Annotated in this window: 25 protein-coding genes; all 25 read left to right on the top strand. The window is 31.9% G+C overall.

Annotation, left to right across the window (positions count from 1 at the left end; all coding sequences use genetic code 11):
* The first annotated feature begins 136 nt into the window (after positions 1 to 136).
* On the top strand, positions 137 to 322 hold the full coding sequence (locus AC1EUV_RS01760) for a hypothetical protein (protein ID WP_480196938.1): 186 nt from the start codon (positions 137 to 139) through the stop codon (positions 320 to 322).
* 12 nt (positions 323 to 334) lie between these two features.
* Positions 335 to 1369, top strand: a complete 1035-nt coding sequence (locus AC1EUV_RS01755) for a helix-turn-helix transcriptional regulator (protein ID WP_480196937.1) — start codon at positions 335 to 337, stop codon at positions 1367 to 1369.
* A 102-nt stretch (positions 1370 to 1471) separates the two neighbouring features.
* Entirely contained in the window at positions 1472 to 1825 is a 354-nt protein-coding gene (locus tag AC1EUV_RS01750; RefSeq protein WP_480196936.1) for a hypothetical protein, read from the top strand.
* A gap of 81 nt (positions 1826 to 1906) precedes the next feature.
* Positions 1907 to 2266, top strand: a complete 360-nt coding sequence (locus AC1EUV_RS01745) for a hypothetical protein (RefSeq protein WP_480196935.1) — start codon at positions 1907 to 1909, stop codon at positions 2264 to 2266.
* Between the two features lie 133 nt (positions 2267 to 2399).
* A complete protein-coding gene (locus tag AC1EUV_RS01740; protein WP_480196934.1) occupies positions 2400 to 3242 on the top strand; it encodes a helix-turn-helix domain-containing protein in 843 nt (280 codons plus the stop codon).
* Between the two features lie 90 nt (positions 3243 to 3332).
* On the top strand, positions 3333 to 4178 hold the full coding sequence (locus AC1EUV_RS01735) for a helix-turn-helix domain-containing protein (protein WP_480196933.1): 846 nt from the start codon (positions 3333 to 3335) through the stop codon (positions 4176 to 4178).
* Positions 4179 to 4249: 71 nt separating this feature from the next.
* The gene (locus AC1EUV_RS01730; protein ID WP_480196932.1) at positions 4250 to 5356 is read left to right on the top strand and encodes a cytochrome P460 family protein; all 1107 of its coding nucleotides are present in this window, start codon (positions 4250 to 4252) and stop codon (positions 5354 to 5356) included.
* Positions 5357 to 5383: 27 nt separating this feature from the next.
* A complete protein-coding gene (locus AC1EUV_RS01725; RefSeq protein ID WP_480196931.1) occupies positions 5384 to 6004 on the top strand; it encodes a cytochrome P460 family protein in 621 nt (206 codons plus the stop codon).
* Positions 6005 to 6106: 102 nt separating this feature from the next.
* Positions 6107 to 6412 (top strand): DUF6787 family protein, encoded by a 306-nt coding sequence (locus AC1EUV_RS01720; protein WP_480196930.1) that lies wholly within the window; start codon positions 6107 to 6109, stop codon positions 6410 to 6412.
* A 23-nt stretch (positions 6413 to 6435) separates the two neighbouring features.
* Positions 6436 to 6936: a hypothetical protein gene (locus tag AC1EUV_RS01715; protein WP_480196929.1), complete on the top strand. Its 501-nt coding sequence runs from the start codon at positions 6436 to 6438 to the stop codon at positions 6934 to 6936.
* Positions 6937 to 7052: 116 nt separating this feature from the next.
* Entirely contained in the window at positions 7053 to 7514 is a 462-nt protein-coding gene (msrB, locus tag AC1EUV_RS01710; protein WP_480196928.1) for a peptide-methionine (R)-S-oxide reductase MsrB, read from the top strand.
* The gene (gene msrA / locus AC1EUV_RS01705) at positions 7504 to 8058 is read left to right on the top strand and encodes a peptide-methionine (S)-S-oxide reductase MsrA (RefSeq protein ID WP_480196927.1); all 555 of its coding nucleotides are present in this window, start codon (positions 7504 to 7506) and stop codon (positions 8056 to 8058) included. Before msrB ends, msrA begins: the two co-directional genes overlap by 11 nt.
* Positions 8059 to 8142: 84 nt before the next feature.
* Complete coding sequence (locus AC1EUV_RS01700) at positions 8143 to 8628, top strand: peroxiredoxin family protein (RefSeq protein ID WP_480196926.1); 486 nt, start codon at positions 8143 to 8145, stop codon at positions 8626 to 8628.
* Positions 8628 to 9158: an N-acetyltransferase gene (locus AC1EUV_RS01695; protein ID WP_480196925.1), complete on the top strand. Its 531-nt coding sequence runs from the start codon at positions 8628 to 8630 to the stop codon at positions 9156 to 9158. Before AC1EUV_RS01700 ends, AC1EUV_RS01695 begins: the two co-directional genes overlap by 1 nt.
* A gap of 10 nt (positions 9159 to 9168) precedes the next feature.
* Positions 9169 to 9558 (top strand): YHS domain-containing (seleno)protein, encoded by a 390-nt coding sequence (locus AC1EUV_RS01690; RefSeq protein ID WP_480196924.1) that lies wholly within the window; start codon positions 9169 to 9171, stop codon positions 9556 to 9558.
* Positions 9559 to 9583: 25 nt separating this feature from the next.
* Positions 9584 to 9835, top strand: coding sequence for a peptide methionine sulfoxide reductase (locus tag AC1EUV_RS01685; RefSeq protein ID WP_480196923.1), 252 nt, complete (start codon positions 9584 to 9586; stop codon positions 9833 to 9835).
* 18 nt (positions 9836 to 9853) lie between these two features.
* On the top strand, positions 9854 to 10321 hold the full coding sequence (locus AC1EUV_RS01680) for a carboxymuconolactone decarboxylase family protein (RefSeq protein WP_480196922.1): 468 nt from the start codon (positions 9854 to 9856) through the stop codon (positions 10319 to 10321).
* Complete coding sequence (locus AC1EUV_RS01675; protein WP_480196921.1) at positions 10318 to 11262, top strand: aldo/keto reductase; 945 nt, start codon at positions 10318 to 10320, stop codon at positions 11260 to 11262. Before AC1EUV_RS01680 ends, AC1EUV_RS01675 begins: the two co-directional genes overlap by 4 nt.
* Before the next feature lie 18 nt (positions 11263 to 11280).
* Positions 11281 to 11682: a hypothetical protein gene (locus AC1EUV_RS01670; protein WP_480196920.1), complete on the top strand. Its 402-nt coding sequence runs from the start codon at positions 11281 to 11283 to the stop codon at positions 11680 to 11682.
* Positions 11672 to 12199, top strand: coding sequence for a peptide-methionine (S)-S-oxide reductase (locus AC1EUV_RS01665; protein ID WP_480196919.1), 528 nt, complete (start codon positions 11672 to 11674; stop codon positions 12197 to 12199). The genes AC1EUV_RS01670 and AC1EUV_RS01665 overlap by 11 nt, the downstream gene beginning before the upstream one ends.
* Complete coding sequence (locus tag AC1EUV_RS01660) at positions 12186 to 12461, top strand: hypothetical protein (protein WP_480196918.1); 276 nt, start codon at positions 12186 to 12188, stop codon at positions 12459 to 12461. Before AC1EUV_RS01665 ends, AC1EUV_RS01660 begins: the two co-directional genes overlap by 14 nt.
* Positions 12462 to 12523: 62 nt before the next feature.
* Positions 12524 to 16225 carry a metallophosphoesterase gene (locus tag AC1EUV_RS01655; RefSeq protein ID WP_480196917.1) on the top strand — a complete coding sequence of 1234 codons (3702 nt, stop codon included), beginning with the start codon at positions 12524 to 12526 and terminating at the stop codon, positions 16223 to 16225.
* 97 nt (positions 16226 to 16322) lie between these two features.
* On the top strand, positions 16323 to 18665 hold the full coding sequence (locus AC1EUV_RS01650) for a TolC family protein (RefSeq protein WP_480196916.1): 2343 nt from the start codon (positions 16323 to 16325) through the stop codon (positions 18663 to 18665).
* A gap of 26 nt (positions 18666 to 18691) precedes the next feature.
* Positions 18692 to 19774, top strand: coding sequence for an efflux RND transporter periplasmic adaptor subunit (locus AC1EUV_RS01645; RefSeq protein ID WP_480196915.1), 1083 nt, complete (start codon positions 18692 to 18694; stop codon positions 19772 to 19774).
* Between the two features lie 17 nt (positions 19775 to 19791).
* Positions 19792 to 22911, top strand: a complete 3120-nt coding sequence (locus AC1EUV_RS01640; RefSeq protein ID WP_480196914.1) for an efflux RND transporter permease subunit — start codon at positions 19792 to 19794, stop codon at positions 22909 to 22911.
* The last annotated feature ends 8 nt before the right edge of the window (positions 22912 to 22919 follow it).

Below are 22919 nucleotides of genomic sequence, written 5' to 3'. Positions count from 1 at the left end.
GATTTTAACAAAAATAAAGATAAAAACAATATAGTATTGCTTAAACAATAACTAAGTAATTTTAAAGTGCTTTGTCGTATGAATTGGCTCTTAATTGCATTTATAAATTTTAACTTTGTTTTTTATTAGAAAATCAATGTACCCGTATCATAACAAAATAAAACAGCGAATCAAGAATGGTGAACTTACCAAATATGAATATGTAGATAAGTACAATGGTATTGCTCCTTGTTTATTGCTTTATTTTAATACCGAGCCATATATCCGTCCAATTCGAGAGCATAGATTTAAGGAATATGAAGTAATTTTAAAATCATTTTAAATTCAACCTTTAATGGTAAATAAAATTGACGCTGAAATAAACAAAGTATATTTTATCAATAAATATACACTTGTACATATACTTAAAGGTACAGGTACAATTCAAGTTGATTTTAAGAATTATGATGATTGGAGTGATAAAGCCATTTTTTTAGAAAAAGGTCAGTACATAAAATTTATGTCTGATGATTTTGTGGTACGATTTATAGATTTTCCAGATGACATTTTATTTCAGTCTAAAGATGTTCGAGTACTATTTAAACATCTAATTTCACTAGGATATATCAATTTTAAAGAATGTGAAGATTGCCAAGCTTTTTTAGGCAAGACAGTATTTAATGATGAAATGTCTCAGTTAATAGACATATCTACAAAGCAATGGTATTGGCAAAACCCGTTTCAAGCAAATAAAGAAGAGTACCAGATTATTTTTGATGTTAAAGAAATTATCGATAATGAATTCAGCAATAAAATAAGTGCTCAGGCTTTGGTTAATCATCTTGATAGTTCGTTTAATGTACAGCATTTAGTAAAAGATAAATTAGGAATCACTATCAACAAACTAATCAGTAAAAAACAGCTATCAGAAAGTAAAAAAGATATAGCTTTTACTGATAAGAATATTCAAGAAATAGCTTTTGATCAAGGTTATAAAGACCCAGCTTACTTTAATAGGGTTTTTAAAAATAGAACAGGTCATACGCCTAAAGAGTTTAGAGATAATTTCGATTTCAAGAATAGAGATATTTTTACGCAAGACATCATTAATTTAATTCAATCATTTCACAAAGAGGAACATAAGCTTGATTTTTATGCAGATAAAATGAGTATTAGTGTAAAAACCTTATCTAAAAAAGTAAAACAAAAGATGCATGTTTCTTTGGGACAGTTGATAAGATCAGAAATTATACAATCAGCTAAACAAATGCTTCGAAATGAGCAACCCATTAAAGAAGTTGCTTATGCTATGGGCTTTGAAGAAGTGAGTCATTTTTCTTCATTCTTTACAAATTATGTAGGAACTTCTCCATCTACTTTCACAAAGTAAAAAGTACAACTTATGGCGTGTTTTCTATAACAGCTTAACTGCATCTTGTTCAGATATTTGCAATGTAAATAACATAAAGTTTAATCATTAAAAATATAAAAGATGAACATTAAAGAACAAGCAACAAAAATGGATAGTATCGTAGCTCAAGGAGCAATTGTAGATGCTGTAAAAGGATTCTTTGCAGACAATGCAACAACTTCAGATTATAATGGAATAGCAACAACCAATAAACAACAAATGGTTGAAAAAATGGAAGGCTTCGCCGGTGCTATTGCAGCAGTAAATGGTATTAAACTACATAATACTATTGTAGATGGTAATGAATCTGCTTCTGAATTTACCTTTGATTTCAATATGAAAGATAATAGTAAGATTTACTGGCACGAAGTAATTCGTCGTAAGTGGAATGCTGATGGTAAAGTAATTCACGAAGAATACTTCAATGCACAATAAATAATGTGTGATCTTAAAAGGGAGGTGAATGATCATCTTTTTTTTAAGATCAATTTAATATAACTATAAAAACTTAAGAATATGAAATTTATAACTAAAAGAATACATGCATTCTTAGATTACCCAGTGGCAGTTGCCTTAATAGCACTCCCTTTTTTATTAGGTCTTGGTGGTTCAAATCCTTTAGCACTACAATTATCTATAGCTACTGGAATTGCGGCTCTAATTTTAACTGTATTAACTGATCATCATTTAGGAGTATTTCCTGTAATTTCTTATAAAATGCATCTGTTGGTTGATTTCTTAGTTGCAGCGGTGTTTATACTAGCTCCTTTTATTTTTTCCTTTAAAGGAATAGATGCTTATTATTATTGGATCAACGGAGCTACTGTACTAGCAGTGGTGAGTATGCATAAGCCAGAAGTAGCAACAACAATTTAAATAAATTTAGAATTATAACTCACTTTTAAGTATTCAGTTTATATTGAATATTTAAAAGTCTTTTGTCCAATTTGTTTTAGACTAACAATTTTATTTTAGTATATTATAAAACTAAAGCCAACCTTACTATTAAATGAATTTTAAATATGTAAATTTTTCGAATCAAGGTAGCCTATTTTTAACTGATTTTAATTGTGCATCATTTGATAAACGTTTAGGCGAAGGTGATTTTTATAAAATTATTTGGGCAAAAGAGAATGATCTTGATTTGGCAATAGATGGTTATCATTTAAACATTAAAAAGAATCATATCATATTCTGCACACCTCTTAATAAATTATATATAGAACCTTATACTCAAGGAGCAGTTTCGTATATTTTTAATAGAGATTTTTACTGTATTAGAGATCATGATAGCGAGGTCTCTTGCAACGGTTATTTGTTTTTTGGATCTTCAAAACCTCCAATAGTTGAATTAACAAAAAAAGAAGAAAAAAGCTTTAATCTACTTTTTATGTTTTTTGAAGAAGAGTTTGAAAATAAAGATCACGTACAAGGTGAAATGTTAATGGTCTTATTAAAAAGACTTCTTATAATGTCAACGAGAATTGCTCGTAAAAATTTACCAAACCCAGAAATAGAAAATAAAAAACTAGACTTGGTAAGAAAATTTAATATTCTGGTAGAAATGAATTTTAAAGAGAAGCATAAAGTTTCAGATTATGCTGCTATGCTCCATAAATCTCCTAAAACCATATCTAATTTATTTAACAGATCATATAATAAATCTCCACTTCAAGTAATTAATGAAAGAATAATTTTAGAGGCAAAAAGACTATTGATGTTTTCTGATAAAAAAACACAACAGATTGCTTACGAATTAGGGTATTCTGAGGGGGGGCATTTTTCAAAATTCTTCAAGAGGCATACAGGTTTTTCGCCAAAAGAATATAAAGAGTTAGAAAGTCATTCTTAAACAGGAAGAATCTACTACAAGTTAGGTAAAATTCACATTTCAAAAGGACCTCGCCCGCTATAGTTTTGTTGTAATAATCCTTTAAAGGATATGCAACAAGTACTAGACATACAAATCAAAAATATTGAAAGTAATATATTCTCACTAAAAGAATATAAAAATGAATTATTACATATAGTTAATTCGAACAAGTATCATATTATTTTCTTTAGTAAAGATTGTGAATGTGAAGTTAATTTTAAAACATGTATAGTAAAAAATACTAATGTGTTGTTTTTAAACGCCTCAGATGTTTTTATATGTAAAACCAAGGGTAGCATAATTTCTCAATTTAGTTTTAATTATGATATTTTTGACAAAGACGATTGTGAAACTCAACGTTTGGTTAATGGCTTACTGTTTGATAGTCTGTTAAACTGCAATATTTTAAGATTTAGTCAAAAGCAGTTTTTAAAGTTTAAGTTTCAACTTAACAACATAAGATCAATTCAAAATAAAGGAGATTATAAAAGTTTAAAAACAACTTTTAAAGAATTAATAATACAATCAATCGATAAGAAGCATAGGCAATCTTTTTCAGAAGATAAAATTTCTAAATACCACCAAGCAGTTTATAAATACCTGTCTTTAATAAACGAAAATTTTAAAATGGAGCATAATGTATTTGTATATGCACAAATTCTAAGAGTGCAACCCAAAATTTTAACAAAGATATTTTCTGACCTAAAAATTGAGAACCCTAAAAGTTATCTGAATAAGAGAATACTGTTAGCGGCAAAAAAAATATTGGCATATAGTACAAATAAGTCTACAGAGATTTCATACGAAATCGGATTTAATGAACCAGCTTATTTTGCACGCTTTTTTAAAAAGAATACAGGCTTAACGCCCAAGCAATTTAGAGCACAGCAAAAGCTTACAGAATCAATTAATTAAAAGAAAAAAGTCCAGCGAATTTTAACAAACAACAAGTAATTTCATCAGTCATTAACTAAAATAATCGCATTATGCTAATCAAACTAAAAAGAGTATTCTTATTAATCGCCGTTCTGGCCTTGTTTTCTTGTAAAAATGAAAAACAAGATTATAAAAAGGTGTCTTACTATACCTTTAATGATGCTGGAGAATTAGAACGTCCACAAAACTATCGCACGTGGGTATATGTTGGTACGCCAACAACACCGAACGATATGAATAACGGAAAAGCACCTTTTCCAGAATTTCATAATGTATATATTGATCCAATGAGTTATAACTATTGGAAGAAAAATGGTACTTGGCGAGATGGTACCATATTAATTAAAGAATTAGTAAGTGTAGGTACAAAAGCAGCCGTTAGTGGTAATGGTTATTTTATGGGCGAGTTTATAGGTTTAGAAGCTACTATTAAAAGTAAAGAACGTTTCCCAGATGAACCAGGTAATTGGGCCTATTTTAGTTTTACCAATCCTGGTGGAGAATTAAAGGCTACCGGTAAAGCTTTTGAAACAAATCAGTGTAATGCATGTCATAATGCAAGTGCAAAAGATGATTTTGTATTTACACAGCATTACCCTGTATTAAGTGCTGCGAAAGCAGTTGGTGAAGGTGTAGTACCAGAAGATGCTGCTAAAAGAGCAGCTTCAGAAGCAAATGCTTTCTCTGATGCTGGTACTTGGGACCCTACAGCTCCAACACCAAAAAATCTTGATCTGGGTATCCCGTTAGACAAGGATAAATTGTTTGCATACTTAGTTTCAAAAAAATATCAAGAATTTAAAAATCAAGAAACAAAATTACACCCTTCACTTGGGCCACATACTAAATTAGGTTTGCCTGTTAAAGTATTTATGAACGATAAAATTACAGAATCATTAAAAGCGGGTAATGAAGAACACCCGATGGGTTCTGGTATTGTTAAAGAAATGTTTGACAAAGATGAAAAACTGGCTGGTTGGGCTGTAATGATGAAAACCCAAGATAAATCAGATGATGGCACAGGGTGGTTCTGGTATGAGGTAACTAGTGTAGACGATAAAAATGCAATTGCAGCCATTGGTAATGGCGTGAAAGGTTGTACAAGTTGTCATACAATTGGTAATGATATGGTAAGAACAGTGTTTCCTTTAAAATAAAATAACTAATCAGATAAATTTAAAATTATGAATTATAAGAATTTAAGCTTAATAGTACTAGTATTTTCTCTTTTACTAATATCATGTACAGACTCAAAAAAAGATAGTGATTATGAGAAAGTATCTTACTTTACAATGAATGCCGAAGGTGATCTAGTGCGCCCTACAGATTATAGAAGTTGGGTTTATGTAGGTACGCCGTTAACACCTAATGATATGAATGATGGTAAAGCAGCATTCCCAGAATTTCACAATGTATATATTGACCCCGTAAGTTATAATCATTATAAGAAAACAGGCGAATGGAGAGAGGGCACAATACTAATAAAAGAATTAGTAAGTGTTGGTACTAAAGCTGCTGTAAGTGGTAATGGCTATTTTATGGGAGATTTTATTGGTTTAGAAGCAACTATAAAAAGTAAAGAATTATTCCCAGATGAACCTGGTAATTGGGCATATTATAGTTTTACAAATCCAACTGAAGGCACATTGGCTGCAACAGGTAAAGCATTTAAAACAAATCAATGTAACGCATGCCATAATGCTAGTGCTAAAGATGACTTTGTTTTTACCCAACATTATCCGGTTTTAAGGTCAGCAAAAAATGTAGGCGAAGATGTAACACCAGAGAATACCGCAAAACGATAAATAAAATATTAATTTATAAACGCTGATAATTTTAGTTTTTTAAACATGGAGGATTTTATAACGAGAGTTCTCCATGTTTAACGTTTATATCACTTTATAAACATGGAAAAATTAAAACAACGTTGGAATATAAATTCTAACTTTCAATTACTAGTTATTTTATTGGTATTTACCATAAACGGATCATTATCTGTGGCATTAGCAAAACCATTTATGCAATTTATTGGACTTTCGTTAGAAACGCTTCATCCAATTGTATTTTGGACATTTAGAATTTTATTGATGTTTGTGTTGTATCAAATTCTTTTAGTGGTTGTTGGTAGCGTCTTCGGGCAACATAAGTTTTTTTGGAATATGGAAAAGAAAATGTTATCTAGACTAGGATTTAAAAGGCTATTTAATGACTAATTAAATTTTAAAATTTAGATAATATGAAAAACACATTAATGATTATATTATTTTGTTTTTTATTTGTTTCCTTAATTCAAATTAATGCTCAAGAAAATGAACATAAAAGTTCTGATGTAAACAAGCATAAAAAAGATCCTGGTTTAGAGATTGTGATATCAGGGCTATTTACCTACAATCCAGAATCAGAGAAATTTGATCCAGCAACAGAATTGCATATAACATATTGGACTACACATAAATGGGCATTTGGAGTTGGTTATTCTATAATTTTTGAAGAAAATAATCGAATAGGGCATGAACTAGCTGCTCTTGTAAGTCATAAACCCTGGCCTATTCTCACTGTAAATGTTGGTCCAAGTTTCTCGTTACCCAATTCTCATAAAGACACCGAAATTTCTGCGTATATTGAAGGAGAATTGAATTTAAAATTAGGTGAATTCCATATTGGCCCTTTAGCAGGAGCCCTTTTTGGAGAAAATGTAAGGCCTTTTGCTGGAATTCACTTAGGGTACGAATTTTAAGCTTCAAATAGATTAGTTAAGGAAAAAAGTCCAATTTTCTGGGAGGTATTGATATTGTTTTAGACTCTTTCTAACGGTATTTTTGTGCTATAATAATTAAAGAAAGGATAAAATTTATGTTAACTTGGAAAGATGTAATTAATTTCTCTGTAGTAGGTAATCCAAAGCCAAATCGTCGTGTTGAAAAAACAGAAGATGAGTGGAGAGAATTATTGACTCCAGAACAATTTAGAATTACAAGACAAAAAGGGACTGAACGACCGCATAGTGGAGCGTTATGTAGTATTCATGATGCTGGCAAATATAACTGCGTATGTTGTGATACACCTTTGTTTGATTCTACTATTAAATTTAGTTCTGGTACTGGTTGGCCAAGTTTTACACAACCTATTAAAGATAATGTCATTAAATATGAAAAAGATAATTCATATGGCATGATTAGAGTTGAGGTTATGTGTAATACCTGTGATGCACATTTGGGTCATGTATTTCCAGATGGACCAGAGCCAAGCGGATTGCGTTATTGTATTAATTCAGAATCAATGAAATTAGAAAAGGAGGTTCAAAATGAAGAATAATAAATTTGAATTAGCCACTATTGGTGGAGGATGTTTTTGGTGTATAGAAGCAATTTTTCAACAAATTAAAGGTGTTGATAAAGTAGTTTCGGGTTATACGGGCGGTAATGCACCGGGAAGACCAACCTACCGTGAAGTTTGTTCAGGCTTAACTGGTCATGCAGAGGTTATTCAGATACATTTTGACCCTACGATCATTTCTTATGAAGAGCTATTAGTCATTTTTATGACGAGTCATGATCCAACAACATTAAACAGACAAGGTGCAGATGCTGGAACTCAATATAGATCTGTGATTTATTATCATAATGATGAGCAGCGGATAATAGCTGAAGAGGTTGTAAAACAACTAAAATCGTATTTTGAAAAGGCTATTGTTACCGAAGTCAGTGAGTTAGGTAAATTTTATGAAGCTGAAGAGTATCATCAAGATTATTACAACAATAATAATAATCAAGGTTATTGTAGTTTTGTGATAACACCTAAACTGGCAAAACTTCGTAAGCAACATGCTGATAAGTTAAAAGATGTAGTTGTAGGTTAATAAGTTTGAATTATAATTTTTTAGCAGCAGTTGTTCAAAAAATGATTTTGAGTGGCTGCTGTTTTTGATTAAAATGGAGTACAAATGAATGAGAATCAAATAGAAAATCTAGCGGCAAAAGAATTCAATGTAAAACATTGGATAGATGCCAATGGAAATAAAACAGAACAGATAAAACTTTCAGATTTTAAAGGTAAGTTTAAAGTACTGTATTGCTTTCAAAGTTGGTGTCCTGGTTGCCATAGTAGAGGATTGCCAGCATTACAAAAAATGGCAACTGCATTAGAAGAAAATGCTAACGTTGTTTTTTTAGCTATTCAAACAGTTTTTGAAGGATTTGAAGCAAACACCTATGATAAAATACTCGAAACGCAAAAACAGTACAAACTAAAAATACCATTTGGTCATGACGCTGGTGACGATGATAAGTCAACATCTAATATCATGAAGAATTATCAAACTGGAGGAACACCGTGGTTTATCTTTATAGATCAACATGATAATGTGGTATTTGCTGATTTTCATTTAAATGAAGACGCTGCGATAGAATTTTTGAAATCAATTAAGTAATGAGTGAGTTTCCAGCAATAAAATTATACGGTGCGGCCAGATGTCATAAAACAAACCATTATAAGTCGTTTTTGGATGCGTTAAAACTAACGTATCAATTTTTAGACGTTGAAAAAAATATAGAGCATGCCAATGAACTTCGTGGTCTCTATGAAAACGGAAAGCTAAATTTTCCAACAATAACGATAGGTGAGAAAAAACTAAGAAATCCTAGTGATGCAGAATTAGTAAAATGGATAAATAAATTGATTCCTAGTCGTTTAGACATTTATCATGACAATGATAATAAACGTTTTGTTTTAAATATTAATGGAGAAATCGCCAAAGTCGATTATCAATTACGAAATGAAAAAATGTATTTAGTGCATTCAGAAGTGCCTTATCATTTAAGAGGACAAGGTATTGGTAAGGTCTTGGTTGAAAAGACATTTGAGAAATTAACGGAAGAAGGTTACAAAGCTGTTGCTATTTGTAGTTATATAAAAGCTGTTGCTAGACGAAGTAAAAAATGGAACTCTATTATTTGTTAAAATTAAGTTCATGAAAAAAAATCTAAAAAATGGATTAGCTGTTCGAGGTTATGATCTTGTTTCAATTATAGAGGAGAAGCGTGCTATAAAAGGAAAACAAGCTATTGACATACAATTTGATGGAGCTAGTTATTGGTTTAAATCGGAAAAAAACAAACAAATGTTTATTGATAATCCGAAAAAGTATTTGCCTCAATATGGAGGCTTTTGCGCTATAGCAATGAGCGAGGGAGCTTTGGTGGATGCAAACCCTAAAAGCTTTATACTTCAAGACAATAAATTATTTATGTTTTATAGTAAATATTTTGGATTGATTGATACGAGAAGACAATGGATGAAGAATCCAGAAGAATTACAAAAGCTGGCTGATGTAGAATGGGAAACATTAAAATTAGATTGAAACAATTAATAAGACAGTTAAAAAAATGATTTTAAAACGTATTCAAAATACCCCAAAAGGGTATTCAGAAGTACTATATAACAACAAAAAATATGGCATCACTAAAGCTGAATTTAATAATGGGAATAGCTATAAGATTTATGCTAAAGAATTAGGTGGAAATGATTTTGTTAGTTTAAATTATTATGTAACAATTAATGAGGAATTATTAAAACCATGTGAAATGCCAGAGCAAAAAGTGCTTAACTTTTTAAAAGATTTTAAATTGATAAATTAAATATAATCACAAAAATTTATGGAAAACGTAAAATTTAAAAACATAAGATTTAATCCTGATATTATACCTTTTCATGGTTTAGCTAAGCAAATGGCCAAAGCGGTTGGGTATACTGCTGATCTATCTGTAGATAAAGAACTGGCACAATTATTACGTTTGCGTGTGGCACAAAAAAACGAATGTGCCTATTGTGTTATTTTACATTCTAAAGCATCTAGAGATATTGGTATTTCTAATGCTAAAACAGATAATATTTCATCGTGGTACAATAGTGATTTATTTACTGAAATTGAAAAAGTAACACTTGCTTATTGTGATGTATTAACAGATGGAAAATCAAAGGAGTTTCAAAAATATCATAATAGTTTAACAAAGTATTTTGATGAAAAAGAGATTGCTGAAATAGCAGCTATTATCATTAATATGAATGTATGGACTCGTTTAAAATTAGCGCACGGAGAAACACCTTATTTAGACAGTAAATGAAATTAGGACTTGGAACAGCTGCATTGGGTCGACCGCAATACATTAATATACGTCAAGAAGGTCAACAATTTTACAATTTAGAATTGCTTAAACAAAACGGATTGGCAATTTTGGAGAAAGCATATGAGTTAGGCATACGTTATTTTGATACAGCACCAGGGTATGGACTTGCCGAAGCGTTAGTCTTGAAATGGCTTAAATCTAAAAATGATTCGAGTATACAAATAGCAACAAAGTGGGGTTATACATATGTGGCTGATTTTGATAAAGATGCAGAGATTCATGAAATAAAGGAACATAGTTTGTCAAAATTAAATGAGCAATGGAATGTTTCAAAAAATTTTCTACCTCATTTAAAAATATATCAAATACATTCGGCAACACTAGAAACGGGTGTTCTTGAAAACGATGCTATTTTAAATCGATTGGCTTTTTTAAAAGATGAATATAAAATGAAGATCGGAATTACCACTACTGGAGCAAACCAGACTGAAGTTATTAAAAAAGCATTGGATGTTTCTGTAGGTAGTAAACAGTTATTTGATGCTTTTCAAGTTACGTATAATATCCTTGATCAAAATTTAAGGAACATTTCTGATAGGCTAAATAAAGAGGGAAAGTCTATTATAATTAAAGAAGCATTGGCGAATGGAAGACTTTTTCGAAATAAAAACTATAGTCATTATAATGAGTTGTATAACTATACAGAAATGTTGGCAAGAAAATATGATGTAGGAGTGGATGCCATTGCGCTTAATTTTTGTAGTATAACTATGCCAAAAGGCATAATACTGAGTGGAGCCTCTAGTGATTTGCATCTAGAAGATAATATCAAGACTAATTTATTTCAATTAACAGAAGAAGAAATAAACATGCTCTATAATTTCAATAGTAGCGCTAATACATACTGGGGCGAAAGAAAAGCATTAACTTGGAACTAACAATAATATAACACAATTATGAGCTGGTATTTACCTATTACTATTATTCCGGGATTAGGGATGTTAATCTTGTCTACGACCTCACAAATGATGACGTTGAGTTCAGAAATAGGGAGCTTACTATCGAATAAGTGTACAGAATTTCAACATAAAATTTCTGAACGTAAAATAAGGCAATTAGGCTTGTTAACAAGGGCAAGTGCCTTATTGTATTTGGCAACCGGGAGCTACGTGTTATCGGGAATTTTAGGCGTAATCTTTGAAAATCAATCAATTTTAGATTTACCTAGTATTACTTTATATCTGGGTACAATTTTAGTGTTTATTGCACTTACATTACTTATAGTGTATGCGTTTAGAGCAGTAGGCATTAGAAAAATGCAATTTGATAATAATCACATATTAAAAGATGAGCAATAGGGTTCATAAAATTGCATTTGGTGGTAGTTGTCATTGGTGCACAGAAGCAGTATTTCAATCTTTAAAGGGAGTTACAAAAGTAGAACAAGGTTTTGTGAGTTCTACGGGTGAGAATGAATCTTTTTCTGAAGCAGTGATTGTTTATTTTAATGGTGAAGAGATATCCTTAGAAGTTTTAATTGAAATTCATTTACAAACACATAAAAGCACCAGTGAGCATTCTATGCGAAAGAAATATCGCTCTGCTGTATATTTTTTTAATAAAGATCAACAGCAACAAGTAATTAAAATTATAGATAATTTGCATGAAGAATTTGATGAAGAAATAATTACGAAGGTTTTAGAATTTAAGTCCTTTAAATCTTCTGAAAAGCAATTTTTAAATTACTATTATTCGAATCCGAATAAACCCTTTTGTGAAACATTTATAAACCCTAAACTAGAACTTTTAACGCACCAATTTGCAAAGTATACAGAAAAACAAAAAATAAAAGCAAAGAATTATGAACCTCATTGAAAACTTAAAATTGTATTTTCAAAAAAAATCGAATAACGAACCGACCGGTAAAGCCCCAGAGGGCGTTTGCCCAAACTGTTGGGGAAAACAAGAATGGGATGGAGAGTTTTATAAAAAAATCAAGGCCAACAATATTACTCCTGAACACAATACCTATAACAACTTTATTCACCAAGTAGCTGAGAAAACAGATAAAATCATTCTTAAAGAAGATATATTGGTCTGTGAAACTTGTAAGATGGATTTTAAAGACAAGAATTAAGCTCAGTTGTCGGTAGACCAATAATTTATTAACTTTATAGAACTATACTAATCAGATCTGTCATGAAAAACTTACTTAAGGTAATAGGAGTATTTTTTGCTCTATTTTTTTTAAACTCGTGTGCTACCTACCAAACACATATAAAAAAGGAAGCAAATAATTCACAGTTTCCAGATAAAGAAATAGCGCATTCTTTTTATCTAATTGGAGATGCTGGTAATTCTGAATTAGGTCGAAAATCTGAGGCTTTGAATGCGTTTCAGAAAGCACTTAATGATGCATCAAAAAATAGTACAGCTATCTTTTTAGGAGATAACATTTATGAAGATGGCCTTCCTGGAAAAAATGCGAATGATAGAAATTTAGCGGAGCATAGATTAAAGGTTCAAGTAGAATCAGCAAAAAACTTTAAAGGAAGAACCATTTTTATTCCTGGTAATCACGATTGGTATTCTGGTTTAAAAGGATTAAAACGTCAAGAAAAGTTTGTAGAAGATGCGTTGGGTAAAAATACTTTTTTACCAGAAGATGGTTGTCCGCTAAAGCGCGTAACAATTTCTGATGATATTGAGCTAATTTTAATCGACTCTGAATGGTATATTACTAATTGGGATCATCACCCAACAATTAATGACGATTGTCAAATTAAAACCCGGAACAAATTTTATCAAGAGTTGCGAGGACTAATTAAAAAAACCCGAGGTAAAACAACCATTATAGCATTGCATCATCCTATGTTTACCAACGGCCCACATGGTGGCCAGTATACTTTTGGTAGTCATATGACACCTACACCTGTTTTAGGAACAGTTAAAAATGTACTGAGACGCACAACAGGTATTTCACCTACCGATCTTCAAAACAAGCGGTATAATGAATTTAAGCGCGAAGTTGTTGCCCTAGCTCAACAGAATGACAAAGTAATTTTTGTTTCAGGACACGAACATAGTTTGCAATATTTAGTTGAAGATAACCTTCATCAGATTGTTAGTGGAGCTGGTTCTAAGGTTACAGGAACTAGAAATGTTGGTGGTGCTAAATTTGCCGCTGGTAAAAATGGCTATGCGCGATTAGATGTTTTTAATGATGGTTCTTCGTTTGTTCGGTTTTTTGATGTGAATAAAGAGCAGCCTATGTATGGAACTCAAGTTTTAAAGCCTAATGCAAAAACTACTATTCCAGATTATGATACTAACTTTCCAGCAACTGTAAAAGCATCAGTTTATACAGACGAACAAACTGATAAAGGAGGGTTTCATAAATTTTTATGGGGCGACCGATATCGAAAATATTTTAGTACTAAAGTAGAAGTACCGACAGTAAATTTAGATACATTGTTTGGAGGATTGACATCTATACGTAGAGGAGGAGGAAATCAATCGAAGTCATTGCGAATGCAAAATGACAAAGGACAAGAATATGTAATTCGAGCTTTAAAGAAAAATCCCTCACAATATTTACAAGCTATTTTATTTAAAGATCAGTATGTAGAAGGACAATTTGATGGCAATACTTTTACCGAAAGTTTATTATATGATGTCTTTGCTGGGTCACATCCTTATGCTCCATTTACTATAGGTGATCTTTCTGCCGCTGTTGGAGTATATCATACCAACCCTAAACTGTATTACATTCCGAAACAAAAAGCCTTAGGAGTTTATAATGATGAATATGGTGACGAATTGTATATGATCGAAGAACGTGCAGGAAATAACCATGGAGATAAAGCAAGCTTTGGTTTTTCAGATAAGTTAATTAGTACAGATGATGTCTTAGAAAAACTACATAAAGATGAAGATTTTGTATTGGATGAAGAATCGTATATAAGAGCTCGTTTGTTCGATATGTTGATTGGTGATTGGGATAGACATGATGACCAATGGCGCTGGATTGCCTTTAAAGAAAATGGTAGAACGGTTTATAGACCAATGCCTAGAGATAGAGACCAAGCATTTTCTATAATGTCTGATGGCTTTTTATTAGGTGCAGCAGTTAAGTTAATTCCGACTGCTAGATTACTTCGAAAATATGACGAAGATCTTACAGATGTAAAAGGAATGAATGTAGAACCGTATCCTCTAGATATGGCTTTGATAAATGAATCTGGTAAGGCTATATGGGATGCTCAAGTAAAACATATCCAAAAAGGACTGACAGATGACGCAATAGATAAAGCTTTTTTAAATTTCCCTAAAGAAGTAAGAGATAAAACTGTAGATGAGATAAAGAGAAAATTAAAGGCTAGAAGATCAAACTTACAAGCTATTTCAGATAGATATTTTGATGTAGTTAACAAATTTATTGTGGTAAAAGGTACAGATAAGGATGACTATTTTACAATAGAATGTTCTCCAAACCATCAAGTAACAGTAACAGCTCAGCGGATTAAAAAAGGAGAAAAAGCAGATATCTTTCATAAGAGAACATACAACCCAAACGAGACTAAAGAAATTTGGATCTATGGTTTAGATGATGATGATATATTTGAGGCTAAGGGTAAAAACAATAAGATAAAATTAAGACTAATAGGAGGTCAAAATAACGACAAATATATTATTACTGAAGGAGGTAGAATCTTCGTCTATGATTATAAAAGCAAAAAGAATGATGTTTCGCAAGCTAAGAAAGCTCGACTGCGTATAAGAGATGATTATGAATCAAATGTTTATGATTTTAAAAAACTAAAGAACAATACAAATCAATTTATACCAACTATTGGTGCAAATCCAGATGATGGGTTTAGAATTGGCGTTAGTAATACCTATACAGCTTATGGTTTTGAGCGTAATCCGTTTACTTCTAAGCATATAATCTCGGCAGCCTATTATTTCGCCACTAGCGGATTTGATTTGAATTATAGCGGAGAATTTGCCAACATATTTAATGGAGTTAATTTAGGGATAGATGCGCAATTTAACAGCCCAAATTATGCTGTGAATTTTTTTGGTTTAGGAAATAGTACATTAAATCCTGAAGCTGAAGATGGTGATAATTTTGACCTTGATTACAATCGTGTAAAGATTAGAACATTTAGAGGTGCCTTGTCTTTGGTTTTTAGAGGACAGCAAGGATCTGTTTTTAAGCTATCACCATTTTATGAGAGTAACGAAGTTGATAGAACTGCAGGGCGCTTTATTGAAATGTTAGCTGCGGATAATGTAGTTTTTGATAAGCAAGATTTTTATGGAGGCGAGATTGAATATAAATTTGCTAATGCTGATGTGGAAGCTTTTCCAACTTTAGGAATGCAAATTTCTGTATTGGCTGGTTATAAAAATAATGTAGACACTTCTAAAGGATTTGGATATCTAATTCCAGAATTGGGTTTTGATTATAAACTAGTCTCTAGTGGTCAGTTAGTATTTGCCACTAAATCTAGAGCTCATATCAATTTAGGAGATGATTTTGAATTTTATCAAGGAGCACAATTAGGTGCAAGAACAGGCCTTAGGGGATATAGACACGAACGCTTTACAGGCAAAAGTGCTTTTGTACAAACAACTGATTTACGTTGGAACTTTGGTAATCTTAAAACAGGTTTTTTACCTATCCATATTGGTATTTACGGTGGAGCTGATTTTGGTAAAGTATGGATTGACAATGACATGGTTATAAATCCAACTTTAAATAATATCGACGACTGGAATACATCATTTGGTGGAGGTTTCTTTATTAATATGGCTAATATGATGACAGGTAATATTTCAGCTTTTAGTAGTGACGATGGACTACGATTAGCTTTTAAGCTAGGGTTCGGTTTCTAAAACAGAATTGATCTTAAAATATTAAGGTTTCAAACGAGATTGGCTACAAGTTAATCTCGTTTTTTTTTGTAGATTTATAAGACTAACTCAAACAAAAATGAAAAAACAACTCTTATTCTTTATTTTCCTATTTGTTTCAATAGTAGTTTTTGCTCAGAAGAAAACATATAACATTGGTATCTTAATAGATAATTACACCGAAGAAATAGAACCCTTATTAGAGAAACTAAGAACTCAAGTAAAAACTGTTGTTGGCGAAGATGCTGTCATAGAATTTTCGAGAGAAAATATGTTGGTAAGCTATCATGATCTTCAAAAGGCGGAACAGAATTATAAACAGTTATTAAATAACAATACTGATATTATTCTAGCATTTGGAGTTGTTAATAATAAGGTTGTAAGTGGTCAAACAATACATCAAAAACCAACGATTTTATTTGGTGCAGTAAATAGAGATTTTAGCACCATAGATTTTAAAAAAAAGACTTCTGGTATTAAAAATTTCACATATTTAATTGAGTCTGAATCTTTTTTAGAAGATTTCACAAAGTTTAAAGAGCTAACCAATTTTAAAAATTTAGGAATTGTTATAGAAAAACCTTTTTTAGAGATTCTTCCACTTAAGGAAACCTTCGATAAAGAATTTAAAACTCTAAAAGCAAATTATAAATTAATTCCTTTTGAATCAGTTTCAGATATTACATCAAATCTAGATGGCATAGATGCTATATATATGGCTGGAGGTTTCTTTTTAAATGATGTTGAGCTAGAAATTTTATCAAATACGTTTATAGAAAGAAAACTACCTTCTTTTACCATCAATGGTGTAGAACAAGTTAAAAAAGGAATCATGGCAACAAATGAAGCTGATGAGAGTTTTGATCAGTTTTTGCGTAGAATTTCATTGTCTGTAGAAGGATATATTAATGGCACGCCATTATCTGATATGCCAGTTTTTATAGAGTATAGTCCACGACTTACTATTAATTATAATACGGCAGAATTGGTTGGAATTCCAATAAAATTTAGTTTGATAAATGATACTGATTTTGTGGGAGAGTTTAGAAATGTATTGTCTAAAAAAACATATAATCTTTTAGAAGTTATAGATGATGTTTTAGGGCAAAATTTGTCTTTACGGTCACAAAAAAAAGACATAGAATTAAGTACGCAAGATGTAAAAACGGCTAAGAGTAACAATTTGCCAAGTTTAACGGCTTCTGGAACAGGTACTTATGTAGATCCCGAAGCTGCAGAGGCTAGTAATGGGCAGAATCCAGAATTTTCTACCTCAGGAAATATTACCTTACAACAAACTATTTTTTCTGAAGCAGCCAACGCAAATATTTCTATTCAGAAAAAGTTACAACAAGCACAACAAGAAAATTTTAATGCGGCCGAGTTAGATGCGATTTTTAATGCAACCAATGCTTATTTTAATGTGTTGATTTTAAAGGCAAATACGCAAATTCAAATGCGTAATCTAGATCTTACAAAGCGAAACTTACAAATTGCTGAGCAGAATTTTGATGCAGGCCAATCTGGTAAATCAGATATGCTTCGTTTTCGAAGTCAAATGGCACAGAATACACAGTCTATGGTAGAAGCTATTAATCAGTTAGAACAGAGCTTTGTGGGGCTAAATCAGTTACTTAATAATCCGGTTGAAACCGAAATAGATGTAGAAGATGTAAAATTAGATGAAGGTATCTTTAAAAGATACAATTATGATCAATTTGCTAAAATTTTAGATGACCCAACTTCTAGAGAACCATTTATTACCTTTTTAACAGAAGAAGCCAAGAACAATGCACCAGAATTAAAATCATTAAGCTTTAACTTAGACGCTATTGAGCGTAACTTAAAATTAAATTCAAGCGGGCGATTTTTACCAACTGTTGCGCTTCAAGGACAGTACAACAGAACATTTAGTAGAAGCGGTGCGGGGAGCACTGCGCCTCCAGGTTTTTCATTATTAGATGATAACTATAATGTAGGTGTAAATGTCTCAATTCCTATTCTAAATCAGAATCAAACAAATATCAATCGTCAGACAAATATTATTCAAAAAGATCAATTAAATATAAATAAAGAAAATACCGAATTAGCCATTGCAAGCAATGTGAGAATTGGAGTTTTAAATGTAATTAATCAAATATCGAATATTGAGTTATCAAAAGTATCAGAAGAGACTGCCAAAGAAGCTTTAGAACTCACGCAGGCATCCTATGCCAATGGTGCAGTAAATATAATTCAGTTAATAGATGCTCAAAATAATTATCTAAATGCTCAATTAGCGCGTACCAATGCAGTCTATAATTTTTTAATTAACGGATTGCAGCTAGAGCGCTTTATGGGGTATTATTTTTTACTGAATACTGAAGAAGAAAATAACAAATTCACTCAACGATTTTTAGAATTTTTAACTGGAAGAAATTAAGCTAACCAAAAGATAAACAAAGTACAATGAAACAAATAATAAAGATTTTTAGTATAGCTGCCATAGCAGGATTCTTGTTTTCCTGTTCTGAAGAAAAAAAGGAAACCGAAAAATTTGTTCGCCCAGTTAAATTTCAAGAAGTAGGTTATCTGGGAGGTGAAAAGATCAGAACCTTTAGTGGAACTGCAGAAACCGATAAGATCATCAATTTAAGTTTCCGAAATTCAGGAATCATCACGCTATACAATGTTAAACTTGGGCAGAAAGTTAAAAAAGGACAATTGTTGGCTAAACTAGATAATGTTGCTTCTCGTTTATCGTATGAACAATCTGTAACACAACTAAATAGTGCCGAATCACAAATGAATACTGCTAAACTGAGCTTAAATCGTGTACGTTCATTGTATGAAAAAGGAAGTACGAGTTTAAGTGATTTTGAATCGGCTAAAAATGCTTATAAAACAGCCCAAGAAAGTTACCAATCAGCTAAGCGCGGTGTAGCTATTCAACAAGAGCAAATACGATATGGTTACCTCTATGCACCAGAAGATGGTCTTATTGCCGCTGTAACTTCTGAAATAGATGAAAATGTAACTCCAGGACAAGCAGTTGCAACTTTAAATGCAGGTACAGATATGGAAATTACTTTAGGAATACCAGAAAGTGTTATCAATGGTGTAAAAAATAATATGACTGTTGATGTTGATTTCTCGTCATTACCAGGTAAAAAATTTAAAGGTAAAGTTACCGAAGTTGCGCCTGCAGTAGATGCTAATACAGCTACATACCCTGTTCGTGTTACAGTTACTAATCCTAGTGATGAGATAAAAAGTGGCATGGCTTCTAACGTAACATTCGATTTTGGTGATCATAAAAATGACAATACCATTTTAGTTGTTCCGGCTAATGCAGTTGGTGAAGATAGTAAAGGTCGTTTTGTGTTTTTAATAGAAGAAGGGGAAGCTGCTAAAGTAAAAAAGCAACAAATTACCATTGGTAATTTAACAGCAGAAGGGTTTGAAATTACTTCTGGATTATCAGTAGGGCAAAAGATTGCGACAGCAGGACTACAAACTTTATTAGATGGACAAGCAGTAAGACTTCAGTAATACCAAAAACTAACCAAATGAATCTAGCTCAATTTTCTATAGATAAAAACCGAATCACTTTTATGGTATTGGCTACCATAGTACTGATGGGTCTGGTAATGTATTCGGGTTTATCACGCGATAGTATGCCTCCATATACTGTTCGAGTAGCTACAGTAGTCTCTCAATTTCCTGGAGCCAGTCCAGAGCGCGTTGAACAATTAGTTACCGACAAAATTGAAAAAGTTGCTCAAGAATTACCAGAATTAAAAGAAGTAGCTAGTACGTCTAGAACAGGTTTATCAGTTGTTAGTGTTGTTTTAAAAGATGAAGTTTCTGCAGAAAAAATGCAATCTGTTTGGGACAGGTTGCGTAGAAAGCTAAACGCGTTGCAAGGCTTACCACAAGGAGTGAATCCTTCTTTAAACGACGATGGTATAGGAGACGTTTATGGTATAGTAATTGGGCTAACTTCAGATGGTTATAATTATGCTGAGATGAAGGAATATGCGGATGATATTAAAGATGCTCTGATAAAAATTCCAGATGCCGCTAAAGTAGAAATGGGTGGTGAACAAGAAGAGCGAGTATTCGTAGAGTTTGATAATACAAGGTTAAAAGAATATGGGTTGTCGGCTTCCAAATTACAGCAATCTATAGCATCTACTAATATTTTAAATTCTGGCGGCCAGATTAATTTGGGTGATGAAAGAATAATCTTAGAACCTACAGGTAATTTTAATTCTGTTGAAGATATTAGAAACATGTTGATTTCTGTTGGTAACAACAATAGTTCACAGTTAGTAAAATTGGGTGATATAACTACGGTCACACAATCTTATATAGACCCACCGCAACAAAAAGTAAGAATTAATGGTAAAGATGCTATTTCACTACATGTTAACTTAAAAAAGAATGCAAATGTTATTGCACTAGGTGAAGAAGTTAATAAAGTAGTGAATGAATGGCAACAAAAATTGCCCATAGGTCTAGAACTAACCAGGGTGTCTTCATTAGATACTTATATAGATTTTAAAGTAAGTGATTTCATCAGTAATTTGATGCAATCTATAGGTATTGTATTATTAGTTATGCTCATCTTTTTAGGTATTAGAACAGGGTTTGTTATTGCTAGTTTAATTCCCATTGTTACCATTATGACACTCATGATTATGGGAATCATTAATATGGGGCTGAATCAGGTGACCTTAGCTGCTTTAATAATGGCTTTAGGGATGTTGGTAGATAATGCTATAGTAGTAGCCGAAACCATTATGGTAAAGATGGAACAGGGTATAGAACGTAAAAAAGCTGCAATAGATGCCTTTTCAGAATTATGGATGCCATTATTGATTTCAACATTGACAACGTCGGCCGCATTTTTAGCATTCTATTTATCGCCAACTACTATGGGTGATATTGTAGGGCCCATTTTTGTTGTGATAACGATTGCATTATTGTCTTCTTGGATTATTGCGTTAACAGTTATTACGCTGTTCTGTTATTTATTTTTAAAAGTTGAACCAAAAGAAACTAAGAAACCAAGTTTTATAGATAGAATTATTAACAAACTTAAAGAATATTACAAAGATTTGATATTAATGGCTTTAGCTAACAAATGGAAGGTTATTGTTGGTATTTTTCTAATCTTTTTTGCATCGTTATATGGCTTTACTAAGATTCCTTTTATCTTCTTTCCTGATAGTGATCGTAATATGATTACTATTGATATCAATCTTCCTCAAGGAAATAAAATTGAACGTACCACAGAAGTAGTAAAACGTATCGAACAGTTTATGGCAGATTCTTTACAAGTAAATACTGAAAAAACAACTGGTATTTTTGATTGGTCATCATATATTGGTGAAGGGCCCGAGTCGTATGATTTAGGATATTCTCCAGACGAAGCAAATTCTAATTACGCACATATATTGGTAAATACATCTTCTTTTAATGAAAATAATGCCATGATATCTAAATTAGATAATTTCACTTTTAATAATTTTCCGAATGCAGATATTAAAGTAGGCGCATTAGGTGCAGGTGGAGGCGGAACGCCAATTGAAATAAAAATATCTGGTAGTAATCCTGATGATTTATCTCAAATAGCGGAAGCTGTCAAGTTAAAATTATCGAGTATTTCAGGAACCAAGAATGTAAAAGATGATTGGGGACCAAAGAGTAAAAAATTCTTAATAGAAATTGATCAGAATAGAGCACAGTCTGCAGGTGTAACAAGTCAAGACATAGCAACATCATTGCAAACTGTTTTAGATGGTTTTCAAACAGGTGAATATAGAGAGGATGATAAATCCATCCCTATTTTGATGCGTAGTGATGATACTCAACAGCAATCATTAGCATCTTTAGAAACACTAAATGTGTATTCGCAAGCAACGGGCAGAAGTGTACCATTGTTACAAGTGGCATCTATTGTTCCGCAGTGGCAATATGCTAAAATAAAACGTTTCGATTTGCGAAGAACAGTAAATATTACAAGTGAATTACGTGTAGGTGGAAATGCCTCTGCTATTACTTCAGAAATTACACCTTGGCTCGAAGAGCAAAAACAAAATTGGCCACAAGATTATACCTATGAGTTTGGTGGTGATGCAAAACAATCAGCAGAAAGCATGGGGTCTGTAATTGGTTATTTGCCAATTTCAGGTTTTATTATTGTTTTACTACTAATTATTCAGTTTAATTCATTTAGAAAAATGGGCATGGTAGTGCTCACAATTCCTTTAGGTATTATTGGTGTGGTAATTGGCTTATTGGTATTTAGAGAAGCATTTGGTTTTATGCCTTTTTTAGGAGTTATTTCCTTGGCAGGAATCGTAATAAATAATGCGATTGTTCTCATAGATAGAATGGAAATAGAACAGCGAGATTTAGGTAGAACCGAACAAGATGCAATTATTGCTGCTTGTTTGCAGCGTTTTAGACCAATTCTATTAGCTACTTTTACAACGGTGCTAGGTTTGATACCACTATATATTTCTGGAGGTGAAATGTGGGAAGGTATGGCTATAGGTATTATGGTTGGGCTGTTATTTGGTACTATTATCACCCTCTTGTTTATTCCGTCGTTGTATAGTGCTCTATTTAGGGTAAATTATAAAGGATATCAATTTAATGAAACTTTATTAAACGAGTAGAGTTGTTG

The sequence above is a fragment of the Maritimimonas sp. 2304DJ26-3 genome (genome assembly GCF_056591635.1).
The sequence above is the reverse complement of the archived record's forward strand: the minus strand, read 5'-3'. Positions and strand labels throughout refer to the sequence as shown.